General features: G+C 42.9%; 14 protein-coding genes and 1 pseudogene. 4 read left to right on the top strand and 11 right to left on the bottom strand.

The genetic code is table 11. The features are described from left to right. Window positions 1–324: 324 nt before the first annotated feature. Complete coding sequence (gene rsgA, locus G3R49_RS19625) at window positions 325–1,365, top strand: ribosome small subunit-dependent GTPase A (RefSeq protein WP_130600409.1); 1,041 nt, start codon at window positions 325–327, stop codon at window positions 1,363–1,365. A 114-nt stretch (window positions 1,366–1,479) separates the two neighbouring features. Here rsgA and G3R49_RS19620 read toward each other — a convergent pair whose 3' ends face one another. The 7 genes from G3R49_RS19620 to G3R49_RS19590 form a co-directional block, all read right to left on the bottom strand. Continuing rightward, the gene (locus G3R49_RS19620) at window positions 1,480–2,343 is read right to left on the bottom strand and encodes a hypothetical protein (protein ID WP_130600410.1); all 864 of its coding nucleotides are present in this window, start codon (window positions 2,341–2,343) and stop codon (window positions 1,480–1,482) included. 94 nt (window positions 2,344–2,437) lie between these two features. Beyond that, window positions 2,438–3,763, bottom strand: a complete 1,326-nt coding sequence (envZ, locus tag G3R49_RS19615) for a two-component system sensor histidine kinase EnvZ (RefSeq protein WP_167870789.1) — start codon at window positions 3,761–3,763, stop codon at window positions 2,438–2,440. Window positions 3,764–3,775: 12 nt separating this feature from the next. After that, complete coding sequence (gene ompR / locus G3R49_RS19610) at window positions 3,776–4,498, bottom strand: two-component system response regulator OmpR (protein WP_130600412.1); 723 nt, start codon at window positions 4,496–4,498, stop codon at window positions 3,776–3,778. A 275-nt stretch (window positions 4,499–4,773) separates the two neighbouring features. Then, window positions 4,774–6,072, bottom strand: coding sequence for a hypothetical protein (locus G3R49_RS19605; protein ID WP_167870788.1), 1,299 nt, complete (start codon window positions 6,070–6,072; stop codon window positions 4,774–4,776). A gap of 265 nt (window positions 6,073–6,337) precedes the next feature. Next, window positions 6,338–6,850, bottom strand: a complete 513-nt coding sequence (locus G3R49_RS19600; protein WP_167870787.1) for a hypothetical protein — start codon at window positions 6,848–6,850, stop codon at window positions 6,338–6,340. A 377-nt stretch (window positions 6,851–7,227) separates the two neighbouring features. Further along, window positions 7,228–7,803, bottom strand: coding sequence for a response regulator transcription factor (locus G3R49_RS19595; RefSeq protein WP_167870786.1), 576 nt, complete (start codon window positions 7,801–7,803; stop codon window positions 7,228–7,230). After that, the gene (locus G3R49_RS19590; RefSeq protein WP_245335416.1) at window positions 7,793–9,073 is read right to left on the bottom strand and encodes a sensor histidine kinase KdpD; all 1,281 of its coding nucleotides are present in this window, start codon (window positions 9,071–9,073) and stop codon (window positions 7,793–7,795) included. The genes G3R49_RS19595 and G3R49_RS19590 overlap by 11 nt, the downstream gene beginning before the upstream one ends. A gap of 219 nt (window positions 9,074–9,292) precedes the next feature. Here G3R49_RS19590 and greB point away from each other — a divergent pair. Continuing rightward, a pseudogene (gene greB, locus G3R49_RS19585) lies at window positions 9,293–9,439 on the top strand (transcription elongation factor GreB); the annotation flags it as partial. 361 nt (window positions 9,440–9,800) lie between these two features. Here greB and G3R49_RS19580 read toward each other — a convergent pair. After that, window positions 9,801–11,216, bottom strand: a complete 1,416-nt coding sequence (locus G3R49_RS19580; RefSeq protein ID WP_167870785.1) for a DEAD/DEAH box helicase — start codon at window positions 11,214–11,216, stop codon at window positions 9,801–9,803. Window positions 11,217–11,221: 5 nt separating this feature from the next. After that, complete coding sequence (locus G3R49_RS19575) at window positions 11,222–11,749, bottom strand: response regulator (RefSeq protein ID WP_167870784.1); 528 nt, start codon at window positions 11,747–11,749, stop codon at window positions 11,222–11,224. A 133-nt stretch (window positions 11,750–11,882) separates the two neighbouring features. Here G3R49_RS19575 and G3R49_RS19570 point away from each other — a divergent pair, with 133 nt between their 5' ends. After that, the gene (locus tag G3R49_RS19570) at window positions 11,883–12,089 is read left to right on the top strand and encodes a helix-turn-helix domain-containing protein (protein WP_167870783.1); all 207 of its coding nucleotides are present in this window, start codon (window positions 11,883–11,885) and stop codon (window positions 12,087–12,089) included. Between the two features lie 51 nt (window positions 12,090–12,140). On the opposite strand, the gene G3R49_RS19565 is transcribed toward G3R49_RS19570, so the two are convergent. Continuing rightward, window positions 12,141–12,869, bottom strand: coding sequence for a transglutaminase family protein (locus G3R49_RS19565; RefSeq protein WP_167870782.1), 729 nt, complete (start codon window positions 12,867–12,869; stop codon window positions 12,141–12,143). 69 nt (window positions 12,870–12,938) lie between these two features. After that, window positions 12,939–13,682, bottom strand: coding sequence for a helix-turn-helix domain-containing protein (locus G3R49_RS19560; RefSeq protein WP_167870781.1), 744 nt, complete (start codon window positions 13,680–13,682; stop codon window positions 12,939–12,941). Between the two features lie 916 nt (window positions 13,683–14,598). Here G3R49_RS19560 and G3R49_RS19555 point away from each other — a divergent pair. Further along, a complete protein-coding gene (locus G3R49_RS19555; protein WP_167870780.1) occupies window positions 14,599–15,825 on the top strand; it encodes an efflux RND transporter periplasmic adaptor subunit in 1,227 nt (408 codons plus the stop codon). Window positions 15,826–15,833: the final 8 nt, after the last annotated feature.

Below are 15,833 nucleotides of genomic sequence, written 5' to 3'. Positions count from 1 at the left end.
ACCTGATGATGTGGTTACGAGGAGTGGTAATGAATGTTTGGCTATGAGCATTAGTGAGGTATGTGCAGCTGACAAGGTAAGATTTGCGTGAGTTACGTCGACATTTTATACAGCTACATTAGCCATGTAGAATATGAGCTGTTAGTATGCCGCCATTAATCACTGAGCGAGGATTTTTGATGATTGTCATCCACTACGCCGGTGTTGTTGGAGCGATAAGCGCTTAATTCCTGCAATACCCGGTGCTGTCACCGGGGCACATTATGCCCCAAACTGAATTTTGTTATACGCAGGTGCTGAGCATCGCGTAGGGGTAGATCTACCATGTTAACTTCATACTCGCTTGCCGAATTAGGTTGGCGACCATATTTTCAACAACAATTATCTTTAGCAGAACTTGAGTCTTGCTCTGTTGCACGCGTGAGCGAGCAGCATCGTAGCCAATTACAACTGCTTACAGAACAAGGTGCCCGGTCAATTCAAGTGACACCAAACATGCCCAGCATTTGTGTTGGTGACTGGCTGCTAATTAACGATGATGGTTTCGTGCGATTACTTGAGCGTGCCACTGAGTTTAGTCGTAAAGCACCGGGTTCAAAGCTTGCCAAGCAACTCATTGCCGCAAACTTAGATACCGTGCTGGTGGTGATGTCACTTAACCATGACTTTAGTTTAAGCCGCTTAGAGCGCTATTTGGCGCTGATAAACCAAACTGGAGCAAGGCCGGTTGTGGTGCTTACTAAAGCAGATCTCTGTGATGATATTTATAGTTATCAGTCGCAAGTACAAGCGCTTGACCCTTTACTAGATGTTGTTTGCGTTAATGCGTTGGACCAATCTAGTGTCAGTGCGCTAGCTATCTACTGTAAAACTGGGCAAACCTTAGCTGTGATGGGCTCATCGGGTGTGGGTAAGTCAACTTTACTCAACAGTTTGCAAGGTGAAGAAACCCTGCAAACTGGCAGCATTCGTGAAGACGACAGTAAAGGCCGCCATACCACCACATCGCGCTCATTACATGTGATGGCTGCTGGTGGTTTGTTGCTGGACACACCAGGCATGCGTGAGCTACAGCTTTCTGATGTGGAGTCGGGTATAGCAACGACTTTTGCCGATATCGAGGCTTTGGCTCAGCATTGCCGCTTCAGTGATTGTAGCCATCAAGGTGAGCCAGGATGTGCGGTCACACAAGCGATAGAATCAGGCGAATTGGAGCTAAGGCGCTTAACTAACTATTTAAAACTTTCCCGTGAGCAAGCATTGAACGCAGCGAGTTTGGCAGAGCGCCGCGCTAAAGATAAAGCATTAGGCAAGATGTATCGCACGATACAAGGTGAAAGTAAAAAGCTAAAGAAAGGTTATTAATCACCAAATTGTCGTTTAGAGGATAGCTAGACGATATAAGCGAGAAGGTCACAGCGTTAATAGCTGTGACCTTTTTGCTTTTTAGGTTTTTGCATACAAAAAAGTAGAATCTAACTAAAAGTAGTAAGTGTACGAAGCTGCTGCGCGATATAACACATCTTCAAAGCCAATAAGATCTAACTCATAGTCACGTTTAATGTACTGTGTTGCAAAAGTTAGCAGGTGATTTTGGTTTGCCAAAGGTACGATAACATTGATGTTTAGCTGATCCTGTACATAAAACTGGCCAGCGTCATACTTCCAGTTACCCTGGAAAGTACGCAGGGTAGCATTGAGCTGCACACCAGAGTGGGCGAAGGTGTAGGCATTGTTCCACTCTAAATAGTAGCCATAACCTTTGCGTCCAAGTACATCTTCACCATGGCCGCCATTTTCCCGTGGCCAATCATCGTCTTTCTCTTCGTTGCTGTAACCAAGGGCGGCAACAAAACCTAGATCATAATAATTGTCGCTACCAAAGCGGCGATCAAGCGCCACACCCGCAAGGGTGAGCATTTCGAACTCTTCAAGTTGTTGGCTGTTGTAATGGCCTTCATGACGAGCGTGAATACTCAGTAAGTAATCGTCATTGTCGCCAAAGGCCATTAATGGGCGCTGGTATCTTAGTTTCCAGTCCATCGAGTCACGATAACGGTCTTCATCGTATTTCTCTGAGTCTTTCTCGTAAAAGTAACTTAGGCGAATGTCATAATGGTTGGCACCCAGTTGATATGGGTCAACATAGCGAAGGTTGCTATATATTAACCGAGCGCCAACGCCGCGTGACAACGAGCTATCGGGCGACTCTGGGTAGGCTTCCATTCCAGAAATGAGCGACACCGCAAAAGGCGAATCATCCTGTGCGTATAGCTGAGCGCTAAGGCTAACTGTGGTCGCGAATAATAGGCCAAGCTGGGCGGTTTTTATTAAGTTATACATAGTGGCGCTCTCAGTTTTTGGTGGGTTCCATTTATCAAGGTATCAGCAGCGTTTGAGCCTTACCTAGATGATCAATTCAGGTTGTCTATCCCTGCTACAGGTTTTTTGGCAGCAATACGGAGGCTTTTAGCCCGCCTTTCTCACGATTGCTTAGTAATATCTTGCCCTGATGCCTGTCGACAATACGTTTAATGATCGCCAAGCCTAAGCCAGAGCCGATACTGCCACGGGCGCTGTCACCTTGGGTGAAAGGTAAAAACAGCTGCTCTATTTGTGACTCATCAATACCGCTGCCGTTATCTTCTACATCAAAGCCGACATAGTTGCTGCTTTCAAAACTACTGATTTTTACCCAGCCTTCGCCATAGCGATAGGCATTCTCAACCAGATTACTGAGTACACGTTTAATGGCAACACTGTGCATCAGTGTGTCGGAGGTTTGCTTGAGGTCTAACTCGATTTTGACGCTGCGATAAGCTTCCTGCTGAGCGATTTCTTGGATGAGTCGATTGACTTGATCCGGCTCTTTTTCGTGTTCCTGATCGTTACGAATATAAGCGATAAACTGTTGGATAATATCATCCATATCTTCAATGTCGGCAACGATACCTTCTTTGAGGTAGGCATCTTCTTCACCCATCATCTCTGTTGCTAAACGGATGCGTGTGAGCGGTGTGCGGATGTCATGGGAAATACCTGCCATCAATAAGGTTCTATCTTGCTCCAATTGCTGCATACTTTGCGACATTTGATTGAAAGCGTGGGTTACTTCCACAATTTCGCTCGAGCCGTTTAGAGGAAGTGGCTTAGGGAAGTCTCCTTGAGACACGGTCATTGCCGCTTTTTGTAATCGTTTTAGCGGACGGTTTTGCTTGCGAGCAAACAGCCAGCCGCCAGCAACACTGAGCGCACCGATAACTAGTAAGTATAGGGTGAGGGGAGATAAGTCCGACTCATTCATGCCAGTCAGTGGCACTTTAATCCACACCGACGGAGCTTGCGGAGGCTTAATCCATACGTTCAGGCGCTCGTCTTGAGAGAACCTGACCTCGGCAGGACCGTTAAGGTATACCGACATTTGATCGGATAAAAAACCATAGTAAGTGGCATTCTCTACCCCCGCTTGGCGTGCTTGCTGCTGGTTGTAGATAGTCATTACATCGTCGCGTACTTTGGCGTTTAGCGCATCGACTAGGGTGAGGTTTTCGCGGTCAATCACCACGCCATCAACAAATAGGATGTTAATTTGGCGGGCGATCAGCTGGTTGATTTGCTCGTATGATGGCTTAATAAAATAAACCGCTACAGACCAGTAGGATACGAGCTGGTTGATCAGCAGCAAGCTGCCAATCAGCATGACTGTTTGGCTAAAAGCGCTGCGGGGCAACAGGCGTTGCCACCATTTTAGCTTTAGCTTCATAATTGCCGTGGATTATCTTGCGGTGCCATCTGGCACAAATACGTAGCCCAGACCCCAAACGGTTTGAATGTACCTTGGGTTGGCAGCATCTACTTCAATCAAGCGGCGTAGGCGTGAAACCTGTACGTCAATAGAGCGCTCAAGGGCAGAATAATCACGCCCGCGGGCAAGATTCATGAGTTTGTCGCGCGATAGTGGTTCACGTGGATGTGAAACCAAAACTTTCAGTACTGCAAACTCGCCACTGGTAAGTGAAATACTTTCTTCGCCATTAAACATCTCTCGAGTAGCCAGGTTAAGCGAGAACTGACCAAATTCGACAGTTTCTTCTTGCTGCGCTGGCGCACCTGGTACTTCAAGCGTTTGACGGCGCATGACTGCTTTAATGCGGGCAAGTAATTCACGTGGGTTAAATGGTTTTGGGAGGTAATCGTCAGCGCCAAGTTCAAGGCCGATGATGCGGTCAACTTCATCGCCTTTGGCGGTAAGCATGACAATTGGGATGGCATTGTCTTGTTGGCGTAGGCGTTTGCAAATAGATAAGCCATCTTCGCCAGGTAGCATTAGGTCGAGTACGATTAAATGAAAGTTTTCACGCTCAAGAAAACGATCCATTTGCTCTGCATTGGCAGCGCTGCGAACTTGATAGCCTTGCTCAACAAGGTAACGCTCGAGTAGTGAGCGTAAGCGCATATCGTCGTCAACAACAAGAATTTTAGATGTTTCCTGGCCCATGGTTTTTCCTTTTACTTTCAGGGGTTCTATCGTTTATAGCCCTAGCCAATATAGCGACTTTTGTTGCAGCCTAGTAGCGTAAATTTATCATCAGTGGTGATATTTTTAATCTAAGCCACATTTTTCACCCTAACTAACTGTAATTTAATGGTTTAGCTTAATATTTCGCAAGGGTTGAAATTGTAACAATTCAATTAACTTTATGCTGAAAACGCGGCAAAACAAAAGGCCACGACTGAGCGTGGCCTTTGAATTAAGTCATTGCTAACAAGCGATTATTGGCGTTTGAAGATCACTTTTGTATCAACGGTGCCATCGTTGTCTTCGTCAACATCTGCAGTTAGGCGGTTACCGTCCACATTCAACATAATGTTTGGACCACCTTCCATAGTGATGTCGTTAAAGCCAGTGTCGCCGTTTGCGTCGAATGTAATCGACACTGAAATTTGGTTACTTTCACTATCGATAGTGTAAGTACCCCATTCCATACCTGACTCTTCTGTTTCGTCATCTAGGTCAACTTCTAAATGAACGTAGCTACCATCTGCATTGAATACAAACGCGAGAATGTCGTTTTCATCAGGCATTGGCTCGCCATCGTTTTCAGAGATAGTCTCAGCAACCCAGGTGCCGACTAGGCCGTCATTTTCTTGCTTGTTGAAGGATAAAGAACCGTCGTTAGTACCGTCAGCATCTTCGTCAAATTCCGCAACTAATTGCCCCTGTTCATTAACGTTAGCAAATAGGCGCGGTGTGGTGTCACCCACAACAAAGTCGGTTAAACCGGTGTCGCCGTTTTCATCGAAAGTTTGAGCGGCAACTACGCGGCCATCATCAGCAGTGCGTGAGTAGGTGCCCCATTCCATACCTGAGACTTCTTCTTCATCATTACGGTCAACTTCATAGTGAATGTAAGTACCGTCATCAAAGAAGACTAAACCAAGTAGTTCATTTTCATCTTCAACGGGTGTCCAAGTACCAACAATACCTACCTGAATACCTTCTTCGATTAGGGTGTCATCTAAATGATCTACTGCAGCTTCTTCCGATACAAGCTCTGCAACAGGTGTGTCTTGACCGCCGTTAGTAATAACCGCATTTACCGCATTACTTGCAGCAAATTCGTCAGGGCTTTGGCTAAAGTCGACTGGCTCAGCAGCGGCTGCCGCATCTTCAGTGATGGTAATACCGTTACTCGGGTCGCCGTCTTTATCTAGCGTTTGCAGTAGACGCGCCATGTTAACCACTTGGTTATTGGTTACATCTTCAGTGTTAGCGATATCTAGCGGGGTAACCGCTTCTTTTGCTGATGTTTCAGGGAAGGTTAGGTCGCCAATTGCGAACGTCACGCTTTCGCCTTCAACATAGTTAAACTCACCATTTTCATTGGTTGTTCCCGATTGAGTCGCAGTAGTGTAACCGATACCGATGACTGCGCTATCTAGGAATTTACCCGTAATGGTGACTGGATCTGGGGTTGGATCAGGTTCTTTTTGAGGCTCAGGGCTGTCATCACTGCTGCCACAACCAAAAAGAATACCTGAGATCATCAGGGCAAGTAGTTTTTTAGACATGTTCTCTCCTTAAAACAGTATAAAAACTAAGTCATACTTAATCACTAATTTAGAGTCGCCCTATAATTAAATCACAGCAGTAGAATATTGCTACATTTTTGTTACTCATGTATCGATTTGTAGCCCCCGTAGGAGCCGGTTAAAAAGATTGACCGAGAGGTTTATTGCTAAGTAAATCAAGCTGATGCTTAAACAGATTTTGCGAGGCAGTGCTTTGGGCCAGATGTTTATATCAGTTCGATAGTCGCTGCTTAATGGTATTGGATCATTGGTAGTAGTTCATTGGTATTACGGCTAGCTGACTATCGGCTTGATAGCTGAGTTGAAAAATGAATAGGTGTTCCATTGTTATCAGAGCGCTTGCATTATCTTGATAGAGAGCTGTAGGCAATAATGTTAGTTGCCCTGGTGCAGACCCATCACCTACTTGTAACTGAGGCTTAACCCTATGCTGAATGAATAGCCTGCTTGGTAATGTGTAGTAAAGCATGCTTATTTGATTGAGTCTTGGGTGCGCTATTTGATGGTAGTTACACTTTAGCGGCTGAGGCATAGTACTGCGGCCAAATAGGTTTGACCGGCAATAGTCTGTTAACTTGGCAAAAAATGCAGGTGATAACGAAAAGCTCTCACCTTCAATACAGTACGAGCCAAACTCGACAGTCGTAGGAATAATGCTTAACGGCTCACCGCGCCAAAGCTCAAATTCAAATAGCCAGTATTCATTTGTTGCCAGAAGATAGATCCATTGCTGCCTAGTATCAGAGTCAAGATTCATAATGAGAGGTTGTAACCGATAAAGAGGATGTAGTTGATTGTAGGTAGTGGGCAGATTTTGATTCTTGAAAGTGTTGGCAAAGGTAATGTTTGCAGCGCAGGCAAGCGGGACAAGTAAACTAACACTGAGCAGAAAGCTACTCTTTAGCGTTGAGCTAAACAATAAGCTACAGATATTGAAAAGGTTTGAGTTGTACATATAAGTCCTTTTATTTGTACAAGTTTTTACATGAGAAACATATTAGGTAGAACTAAGAGTAGCTATGTTTGACAAAAGCGCTACCCAGCCCAAGTGCTTTTACTTAAAACTACGCTTAAATCAAACTGCCAATTAGCCTAAGTGCCATTAAATCTAATTACCGTTTAACCTGAGCGTCATTAAGCTATAGCGCTGCGACTTTCTGCGCAGGGCTTTTTTGCTAGCTTGCGCTGCAAGGTTCGCCTGTGCATGCCGAGCTGTCTTGCGGTAGCAGACACATTGCCATCATTAGCGTTGAGAACCTGCTGAATATGCTCCCACTCTAAACGCTTCGTGGTTAGAGGTTGCTCATCGGGTTCGCATATTGTTGCTTGATTGGCTTGACTACCAAGTTGTGATGGCGATTTTTCAGTCAATGCAGTTAATAAGGTTTGGGTGTCTACTGGCTTGGCTAGATAGTTATCGGCGCCGAGGCGAATCGCTTCTACTGCCGTTGCTATGCTGGCGTAACCGGTTAATAGCACTATCACGCTGTTGGGTAGCAAGTTCCGAAGTGGCGTGATCAGGTTTAGGCCATTGTGCTCAGCAAGTTTCATATCTAGCAGAATATGGCTAGGTTTGAGCTGACGCGCCAGCAGTAAACCTTGACTTGCATCTGTGCACGGATGGCTTTCGAAATCATGTCGGGCTAGGCGACGACTCAAAATATTCGCCAGTGATTGGTCATCTTCAATGATTAGGATTTTATTTTTCATACACGGGTAATGTCACTCTAGCTTCAACGCCGCCTTGTTGAAGACTGCTCATAATGAGCTGCCCACCAAGGCGCTCAAAACTAGCATGGGATAATAACAGGGCAATGCCCATACCTTTGGGCGCTTCAATTATTCTGTGCCCGAGCTGTTTGATTAAGCTTTTATCAATGCCTTTGCCATAGTCTGTCACCGAGATAAACAGTTGCTCACTTTCCTGGTCAATATCAAAGCTTACTTTATGGCCAAGGCCATTTTCGGCACTGGCTCTAGCGCCGTTTTCAATTAGTGATAGTAGCGCAGGTATCAGACTGACATCGGTCGTTATCATACTGGTTTGCGCAGCTTCGCTGATGTGAGTTTCCAGGTTTAACTCAGGCATTAACAGCAACACCTGGCTTTTGATTGACCCTACGAGCTCGGTGACTGGCATCACTATTTGTTTTTGTTCGCGAATGGCGTTGGTGGCATGGCGTAAGTTATCCAAAGTGTGCTGACAACGGCTGAGTGCCTGCTGCATTTCAGGGGCGATTATTTGTGGTTGCTCGCCTTCATTTAGGTCATCGACGAGTAATTGCAATGAGGCGAGTGGCGTAGCGAGTTGATGCGCCATTTGTGCCGAGGATGTGCCTAAAGCTAATAGTTTTTCCTGACGCAACTGTGATTCACGCATGTAGCTTAGCTCTGCATCTTTTTGGCGAATTTTATGGGCAATAAAGCCCACAAACATGGTGAGTACCAGCGCTGAAATAAGGTAGTTAAACCACATACCAACGTAGTGCGAGCGCATGTCCATGCCATGATGGTTCATATGATGCTCGGGAATAGCGTAGATCATCAAGCTATAGCCTAATGTGGTGAGTAAGGTCAGCGACCAGGGCGCCCATGCTGGCTGAGTGACTGCAGCAATGGCAATGGGTAGTAGCATTAGTGAGACAAAGGCGTTAGTTGCGCCGCCTGTGAGATGCAGCCAAATCAGCCAAAATATGCTATCGATGACTAAAGAAATGAAAACCCAATGTTTGTGTTGATAGTTACGCAAGATAAAGCTGGCTGCAAGGTAGAATGCTTCTGCAGCAAATAGCAGGTAAATGTCTTTGGGCGGTGCAGATAAACCAAACAAGTCTGCAGCAAAATGTACTAGGCCTATTTTTAGTAGCCAGAACATGACACGCAAGGGTAAAAGCTGAGTGGTTAAGCTGGTGGACTCTGGTTTTAGATTTAGCAAAATGACTTGGTTTTTAAGAGCTTTAGCATATCTTAAATTACTCAAAATCATCGCGTTGTGACCTGACATCAAAGCTTTATAACTGAGCGTAATCGCGATCACATTAATGACATTTCCTCGCTCTTTTTGTTGTTTACTGCATGGTGGTCGCCAAGCTTACCCTAGTCGCAGTAGGCAGCGAGTATGCTATATTGCATGCCAATATCAATAGAGATAAATGACGTGGCGTTCAAGCCAGGCTAAAAGGAATACGAGTTTAGGTATATGCGAACTCAAATTGTCACCCGAGAAGGGTTTAACAAACTAAAACAAGAACTGGATTTTTTGTGGCGTGAAGAGCGCCCAGAAATCACCAAGAAGGTCGCGTGGGCAGCAAGCCTTGGTGATCGCAGTGAAAACGCTGACTCGCAGTTAGAAGTATTGGAGAGATACTAATTCGTTACAAGGGGTTGTTTTATAATATTTTAAAAATAGTATCGATACTATATTGATATACTAATTAGTTTTAGTTCAAGTACTGCTTGGGAAGGGATTGTTATGTGGATGTCGTTCAGAGAATAAGGTAACCGCCTTCATTTCAAGCTTTGCGACTATATAGCTGAACGTTAACCTGTGATACCTGTAGTGGATGTGTGATTTTGGCCAATCAATAAGAGGATTTGCAATACCTTAGATTGTCTGTTAGGCGCTAATTTAGCAAAAGCTGTGGTTCATTTGTGTCCAAAATAAACTAGATAAGCTCTGATGTAGTGGCATACTTTGCTGTGAGGGCTTAGAACGGTGAGTTGAAGGTTGAAACGACCTTTTCTCTAAAACCACCGAGAAGCTCAAATGACAAAGGTGCTTCAGGTCTTGAGTGGGCTGTTGATACCTGCTCTGCCAGATGTGATGTCATTTGCTCATCAAGGTAGGCTTGTCCAAGTTGTAGTTTTTTCATAGCTGTTGATGGCATGTCTTTCGATTGCAAAGTGAAGCGCGTAGCTTTGCTTTGTATTATTTCAGTATCTTTTGACAGACCAAATACCACTGGCTTATCAGGTATCTCTTCTGCTATTCGGTTAGCAAATTCGACAAGCTCCGGCACAGCGAATGTGTATAGCCAGGCTTCTTGGTTTTTACTTTTGTTTTTACGTAATATTCTGCCCAAAACTTGTCTAAAATAGAGCTCAGTTTTGATTCTGCTTAGGTGACAACATACTTGCAGACGAGGAATGTCCGTTCCCTCGCTAATCATGCCAACACTCACAATCCAATTTGTAGGACTGTTTTTAAACTCATTGATTTTAACTGAGGGGTGTTGTTCTTTATAGGTAACAATTTCAGCAGTTTGCGAATACTCATTTCTGAGAAGATTCAAAATGTATGTGGCATGCTCAATCGATGATGCAACGACTAGTCCAGCAGCATTAGGGTTGTGCAGTCTTATATCATCGAGCTTGTTAGTCGCCAGTGTAAGGGCATGCCGAATGGCTACATCATTTTTGATGACCGATTGATAAGAAATTGATGAGCCTCTGAATAGAGCATCCAGACTATTAAACGTCTTTGTTTCGTTTTTTTCGTCAGTAACCGAAATTCTTTTATTATCAATTAATACGACTTTTGGGCTTCGGCACACACCGTCTGTAATTGCTTCCTTTAAACCGTAGATATAATCACACTGTATCTGGTTGTCAGGGTCTGTATAACGTGATAAAGCTATCGGTGCTTGATCTGAGCGCCACGGAGTACCAGTCAACGCTAAAGTATATTCGGCTTGGTTTTGAATATTCAGTAAGATCTCTTCTCCCCACGCATTAGCATCTTCTAGAGTGCTGCCTGAGCAATGGTGGATCTCGTCAAAAATGACAAGCACTCGATTCCGGTTTAGTAGCTGCCAAAAATCTTCGTTGAATGACAGCATACTTTGATAAGTATAAGAGCAACCAACGGCACCGATAACACCATCGAAACGACATTCTAGCCGTTTCGAAAAAGTATATTTGATACCTTGAGATATATTTATCGAAGGTGAAAAGCAAAGCACAAAATCGATTAGGTCTTCTTTAAGTAGTTGAGCAGCGACTTCTGAAGCCATTATCGTCTTACCAGCTCCTGGAGTCGCTAAACAAAGGAAGTGCTTATTTTGAGTATTAAAGTGCTCTAGAGCACGATTGATGCACTCTGATTGCCATTGTCTTAGTTGCATAATGGTTACTTTTGCTGTTCGGCGATAACAGATTTAATTGCTCGGATTTGCCCGAGTAGTTTTGAGCTATTTTCCCGGGCTTGTAGATACTTGGATTCAAGATGTGTTTTCATTTCTGGGAAGGATTGATACAACCTCATATATTCTTCTGACTCGCCAATGCTAGTGAGTAGATCAATTTCAGATTCTTTGAGGCGTTTTTCAAGTTGTTGGACTGCTGTGTCAACATTTTTTGAATGAATCTGTTTACCTACAGTTGAGCTTTGGGCGATGAAGTGAGTGCTATAAAATAGCTCAGATTTTTGGTATACAAGTGTTTTGGAGTTCTTAGTTCCTTTTTTTAGCAGTATACCTTTCTTAACTAGCCTATGAATTTGCCTGTAAACATATTTGCGAGCCTCAATGGGCTCTACGATTATTGAAGATTTAGCTAAATATGCGTCACGTAACTGTGTCACACTGAAATCGTCAAAGTTTTCATTTCTGAGAATTGAATTTATCTGATCGTTAATCTTGATGGATGGTTTTGACATTAATTTCTCGCAAAGATGATCTTTGTTGCTAACTCTGTAAGCTTGGAAAGCTGCATATCAATAAATGAGGATTATAATCCGTGGCTTTATAAGCCGCAACTTTGGATAGTCTTTCTTTTTAACGGGGTTAAAAATGAAAGACTTAGCTATTCAATTTGGTATGAAATTACGAGATAAGCGCAAGTCACTTGGAATGTCACAAGATAAAATGGCGTTATTAGCTGATGTCGATCGTAGCTATGCGGGACGAATAGAGCGTGGTGAAGTCAACATAACACTAGAAAAAGCCTATCAACTCGCTGAGGTTTTGGGGTGTGACGTCAAAGAGCTATTGCCTTAAGTTGTATTCAGGTTGCAATTATGTAGTGATTATGCGGCAAGTTATATTAGTCTATCGGATGTTTGAAATCCCTTTTGTTCGTATGTTATTTACATTCCAGTTCATTAAGTGGCGGAGAGCATATTGAAATAGCACTTTTTTTATACCTGACAAGTTACTACCATGTATAGAGTAGAAGTCGTCGGGTTGCGAAAAAACGCCAAAGTCGTCGGCAATCCCTTCACTTTGTATATAGGTATCTTCTCCTTTCCAATCAATACTAGGATTGGATAAACATTTGGTAGAAATTCCGTAGCCTGCGAATGATTCATTAACTTCAGCGAATCTGTTTTGCACCTGTTTTAAGTAATCACTATCTAAAATATAGCCTTCTAGATTAATCCAGCGCTCTTTCTGATAGACTTCTACCCAACTATGAATGATACGTTCTGGCGCGAGCACAAATAGGTAGTTCGGTATCGCTCCTCGCTGCAGTTCGTTAAAAATAGTAAAACCATGGAAGCGTGTTGCAATACCTACTGCACGTAACAATGCCATCAATAAAGTACCTTTGGTATTACATTGCCCGTAGCCGTCTCTTAGCACTTGACTCGCTGCTAAGCGATCATCTTTGTTATAACCGAATTGAATTTCATCTCGGACATACTTGTAAATTGCACCAATAGCCTCGTACTGAGAAAGCTTATTCCACTCTTTTCTCTCAACTAGTTCTTGGATGTCTGGGTGCTTAAAATCTAGCATTGTTGTTTCTTGTAAATATTTTTTAGAGACCAAATTCATGAATATCTCCTCTATTTGATACACTATAGAGAGTAAACAAAAGGAGAAGATAAGAATTGAATAAACTGGCTAACTTTCTTGAAAAACGCTCTTTGCTTGGCGAATTGTCATTCCAAACATTTTTCTAAAACTTCGGCTCAAGTGCGAGCTGTCAGAGAAACCTGCCATGTATGCCGCGTCTGTCGCTGATGCTCCTTTTAATATCGCTCTTACCGCACATATCATTCGACACCACAACAGGTAGGGGCGCCAGGGAATGCCTAGTTCCTCACTAAACAAATGGAGAAATCGACTTTCCGATAGAGCAAGCTTTTTAGCAACATCTGATGCTCTCCAATGGTTTGGTTTTAGACATTGTCCGTCTAAGCATTGAGAGAGTTCAATCAGTAACGTCCTAATGCGAGGGTCTGTTGTTTGTGTTTGATTGAAAAGCGCTAACATGGTCGAGAGACCTAGACTTTCAAATAGTGAAGATAGGTGTTCCATCAAATCACGACTGTTTTTTGGATGGTTGAAAGAGAGACTTGAGCCTTCAAATCGCCTTGATGGCCTTCCTTCCAACTTTTTTTTCAATGCAACACCTAACTCACTGGAGGGTTCGACTAGTAAGATCCACCCCTCATCCATTTTTAACTGATGCTGAGTGTTAGAATCAATAACTACTGCAGTATTAATTTCCTTATTATCGAATGTACAACCACAATTAGACCGAGGCCACGCAAGTTGAATTGCATGATGGCTATGAGGAGAGGCATCTATAGACGAGCCATATATGATAATGATGCCCGCCCTGAACCAAACATCAGAATTCATTAGCCGTTTCCTCCTGAAGTATTTGTTCGGTTACTGCTTTGTATAACCGTTAGCGAATTGCGACGTGCACCAAATTATTTTAGAGTTGTTTCAAATATTACTCGTTTCGCTAAAACAGCATATCAGCAAAAAGCTAGCTGAAAAATGGTTATGATTAGATAGTCTAACCCGCCTTTGAGCAATAAAGTCAGATAGTGTTCATGTGTCAATTTTCTTTATCATTGCATGAAGTGATTTTGGTCACGGAAATCAAGTGAGGTTTTTACTTGCTGCCAAGCAGACTTTCCTAGGAAGTAAAATCATTTGGTTTGAAAGCCATGTTTTGCATTTCAGTTCAACCAACAACAATCTTCATTTGTGATAGTTTATACCCTAAGCGTGTTTGGGATGACGCATAGCACATTTAAAATTCAATATGCTAAGGAAAAAAAATTATGGACGATGTGATGATAGCCTTAGATTTTAGTGTATGAATTTGCTATTTTATATTCGTCTAACGATGAGAGTATAGCTGTGAAAACTAACGTTGCTTTAAAAATACTGCTTATATTATCTATTATTTTACAATCATTTGCAGTATCCGTAGCTGCTGAGACTCATCAACTAGACGCTGAACATTTCCAAACTACCCATAATCACGAGGCTGACCATACATCGCAGCTCGAGAATGATAAAAAACATGATGCGCATGATTGTCACCATTGTGGGCACTGTAGTGGCAATCATACCAGCTGGTTTTTGGTGGAAGCATTTACCTTAAACATACCTAAAAATCACTTTCACAATTTCAATAAGTTGACTTTATTTCCTCTTAGTTTCTCAAATAGTCTTAATCGCCCCCCCATTGCTTAACTTTGCTCAATGCACTGCGTATTCACGCAAACAAAAATTGGTTTAATAAAAGTTAAGAGACATTATGAATAATTTCCTTCACATCACAGGGGCAACCTTAGTGATTACTTTGGGTGTGTTTTTAATAACCCCAATATCGGCTAGTAGCAAAAATAACACTTATCACGATGAACATTCTCATGAGCAGCCTACTACAACTATTGTTCAAGATAATGAGCATGAGCATGCTACAGAGAGACTAAATATTCCTCAGAAACTTTCAATGGAGGAAGATGAACACGAAGAAGGTATTACTTTAAGTGCTGAGAAAATTAAATTAGCAGGCATAAGAGTTGAAGAGCTTGTTCCTAAAAAGCATGTTAAAAATATTTATGCTCCGGGAGAAATCCAAGCGAATGGTTATAAGAGCTATATTGTATCTCCTCGAACTGACTCTGTAGTTATTAGTCGCCATGCAAGCTTAGGAGATCACGTTAAAGTTGGGCAAGAACTGGTCACATTGTTCAGCGAGACGATGGCGCAAGCGCAAGCTGATTTTATCATTGCGTCTTCCAATTGGAGACGAGCTAAAAAGTTAGGTAGTGATAATGTAAGCGAGCGAACTCTTGTGGAAGCTGAAAGCATCTATAGAGGAGTTTACGGTAAGTTACTTGCTTTTGGTTTGACTCAACAGGCAATTGAAAAAATATATCAGCAAGATAACTCAACGTTTGGGCAATATGCGCTTATTGCTGAGCGAGAAGGTGTCGTTTTGCAGGATGACTTTATGCAAGGACAGCGAATTGAATCAGGTGAAACGATAATGTTACTGGCAGATGAGAAAGAACTATGGGTTAAAGCTAACATTCCTCCAAATAAAGAACTCAATATCAGGTTAGGGAGTGCTGCTCTAGTTGAAGTAAGTGGTTATAAATATCCTGCCAATGTAATACAAGAAGCTCACACAATCGACCCTATCACCCGTACCCGAGTTGTCAGATTGTCAGTTAACAATACTGAACATAAGCTTCATTCAGGTATGTTTGTGAAAGTCTATTTTCAGTTCGAATCGAACAGTGAGGTCATTGCCGTACCAGAAGAAGCATTGATAAGAAGCAGTGATGGTGATTGGACAGTGTTTATTGAAGACCATCCAAATGAGTTTAAAGCAGTAGAAGTAACAAGAGGTCGCTCGTTTGGCGAATATCGAGAAGTTTTAGGCATTGAACCTGGAACGAAAGTCGTCACCCGTGGCGCTTTTTTTGTTGCATCTGAGATTGCTAAGGGCGGATTTGATCCGCACAATCACTAAGGAGGCCA

Source organism: Shewanella sp. WXL01 (assembly GCF_012263345.1).
GTDB classification, from domain to species: domain Bacteria; phylum Pseudomonadota; class Gammaproteobacteria; order Enterobacterales; family Shewanellaceae; genus Shewanella; species Shewanella maritima.
This window is presented reverse-complemented; position numbering and strand designations above follow the sequence as displayed.

Coding starts and splice junctions, on each gene's coding strand:
- rsgA (WP_130600409.1), top strand. CDS start 325: ATGTTAACTTCATACTCGCTTGCCGAATTAGGTTGGCGACCATATTTT.
- G3R49_RS19620 (WP_130600410.1), bottom strand. CDS start 2,343: ATGTATAACTTAATAAAAACCGCCCAGCTTGGCCTATTATTCGCGACC.
- envZ (WP_167870789.1), bottom strand. CDS start 3,763: ATGAAGCTAAAGCTAAAATGGTGGCAACGCCTGTTGCCCCGCAGCGCT.
- ompR (WP_130600412.1), bottom strand. CDS start 4,498: ATGGGCCAGGAAACATCTAAAATTCTTGTTGTTGACGACGATATGCGC.
- G3R49_RS19605 (WP_167870788.1), bottom strand. CDS start 6,072: ATGTCTAAAAAACTACTTGCCCTGATGATCTCAGGTATTCTTTTTGGT.
- G3R49_RS19600 (WP_167870787.1), bottom strand. CDS start 6,850: ATGAATCTTGACTCTGATACTAGGCAGCAATGGATCTATCTTCTGGCA.
- G3R49_RS19595 (WP_167870786.1), bottom strand. CDS start 7,803: ATGAAAAATAAAATCCTAATCATTGAAGATGACCAATCACTGGCGAAT.
- G3R49_RS19580 (WP_167870785.1), bottom strand. CDS start 11,216: ATGCAACTAAGACAATGGCAATCAGAGTGCATCAATCGTGCTCTAGAG.
- G3R49_RS19575 (WP_167870784.1), bottom strand. CDS start 11,749: ATGTCAAAACCATCCATCAAGATTAACGATCAGATAAATTCAATTCTC.
- G3R49_RS19570 (WP_167870783.1), top strand. CDS start 11,883: ATGAAAGACTTAGCTATTCAATTTGGTATGAAATTACGAGATAAGCGC.
- G3R49_RS19565 (WP_167870782.1), bottom strand. CDS start 12,869: ATGAATTTGGTCTCTAAAAAATATTTACAAGAAACAACAATGCTAGAT.
- G3R49_RS19560 (WP_167870781.1), bottom strand. CDS start 13,682: ATGAATTCTGATGTTTGGTTCAGGGCGGGCATCATTATCATATATGGC.
- G3R49_RS19555 (WP_167870780.1), top strand. CDS start 14,599: ATGAATAATTTCCTTCACATCACAGGGGCAACCTTAGTGATTACTTTG.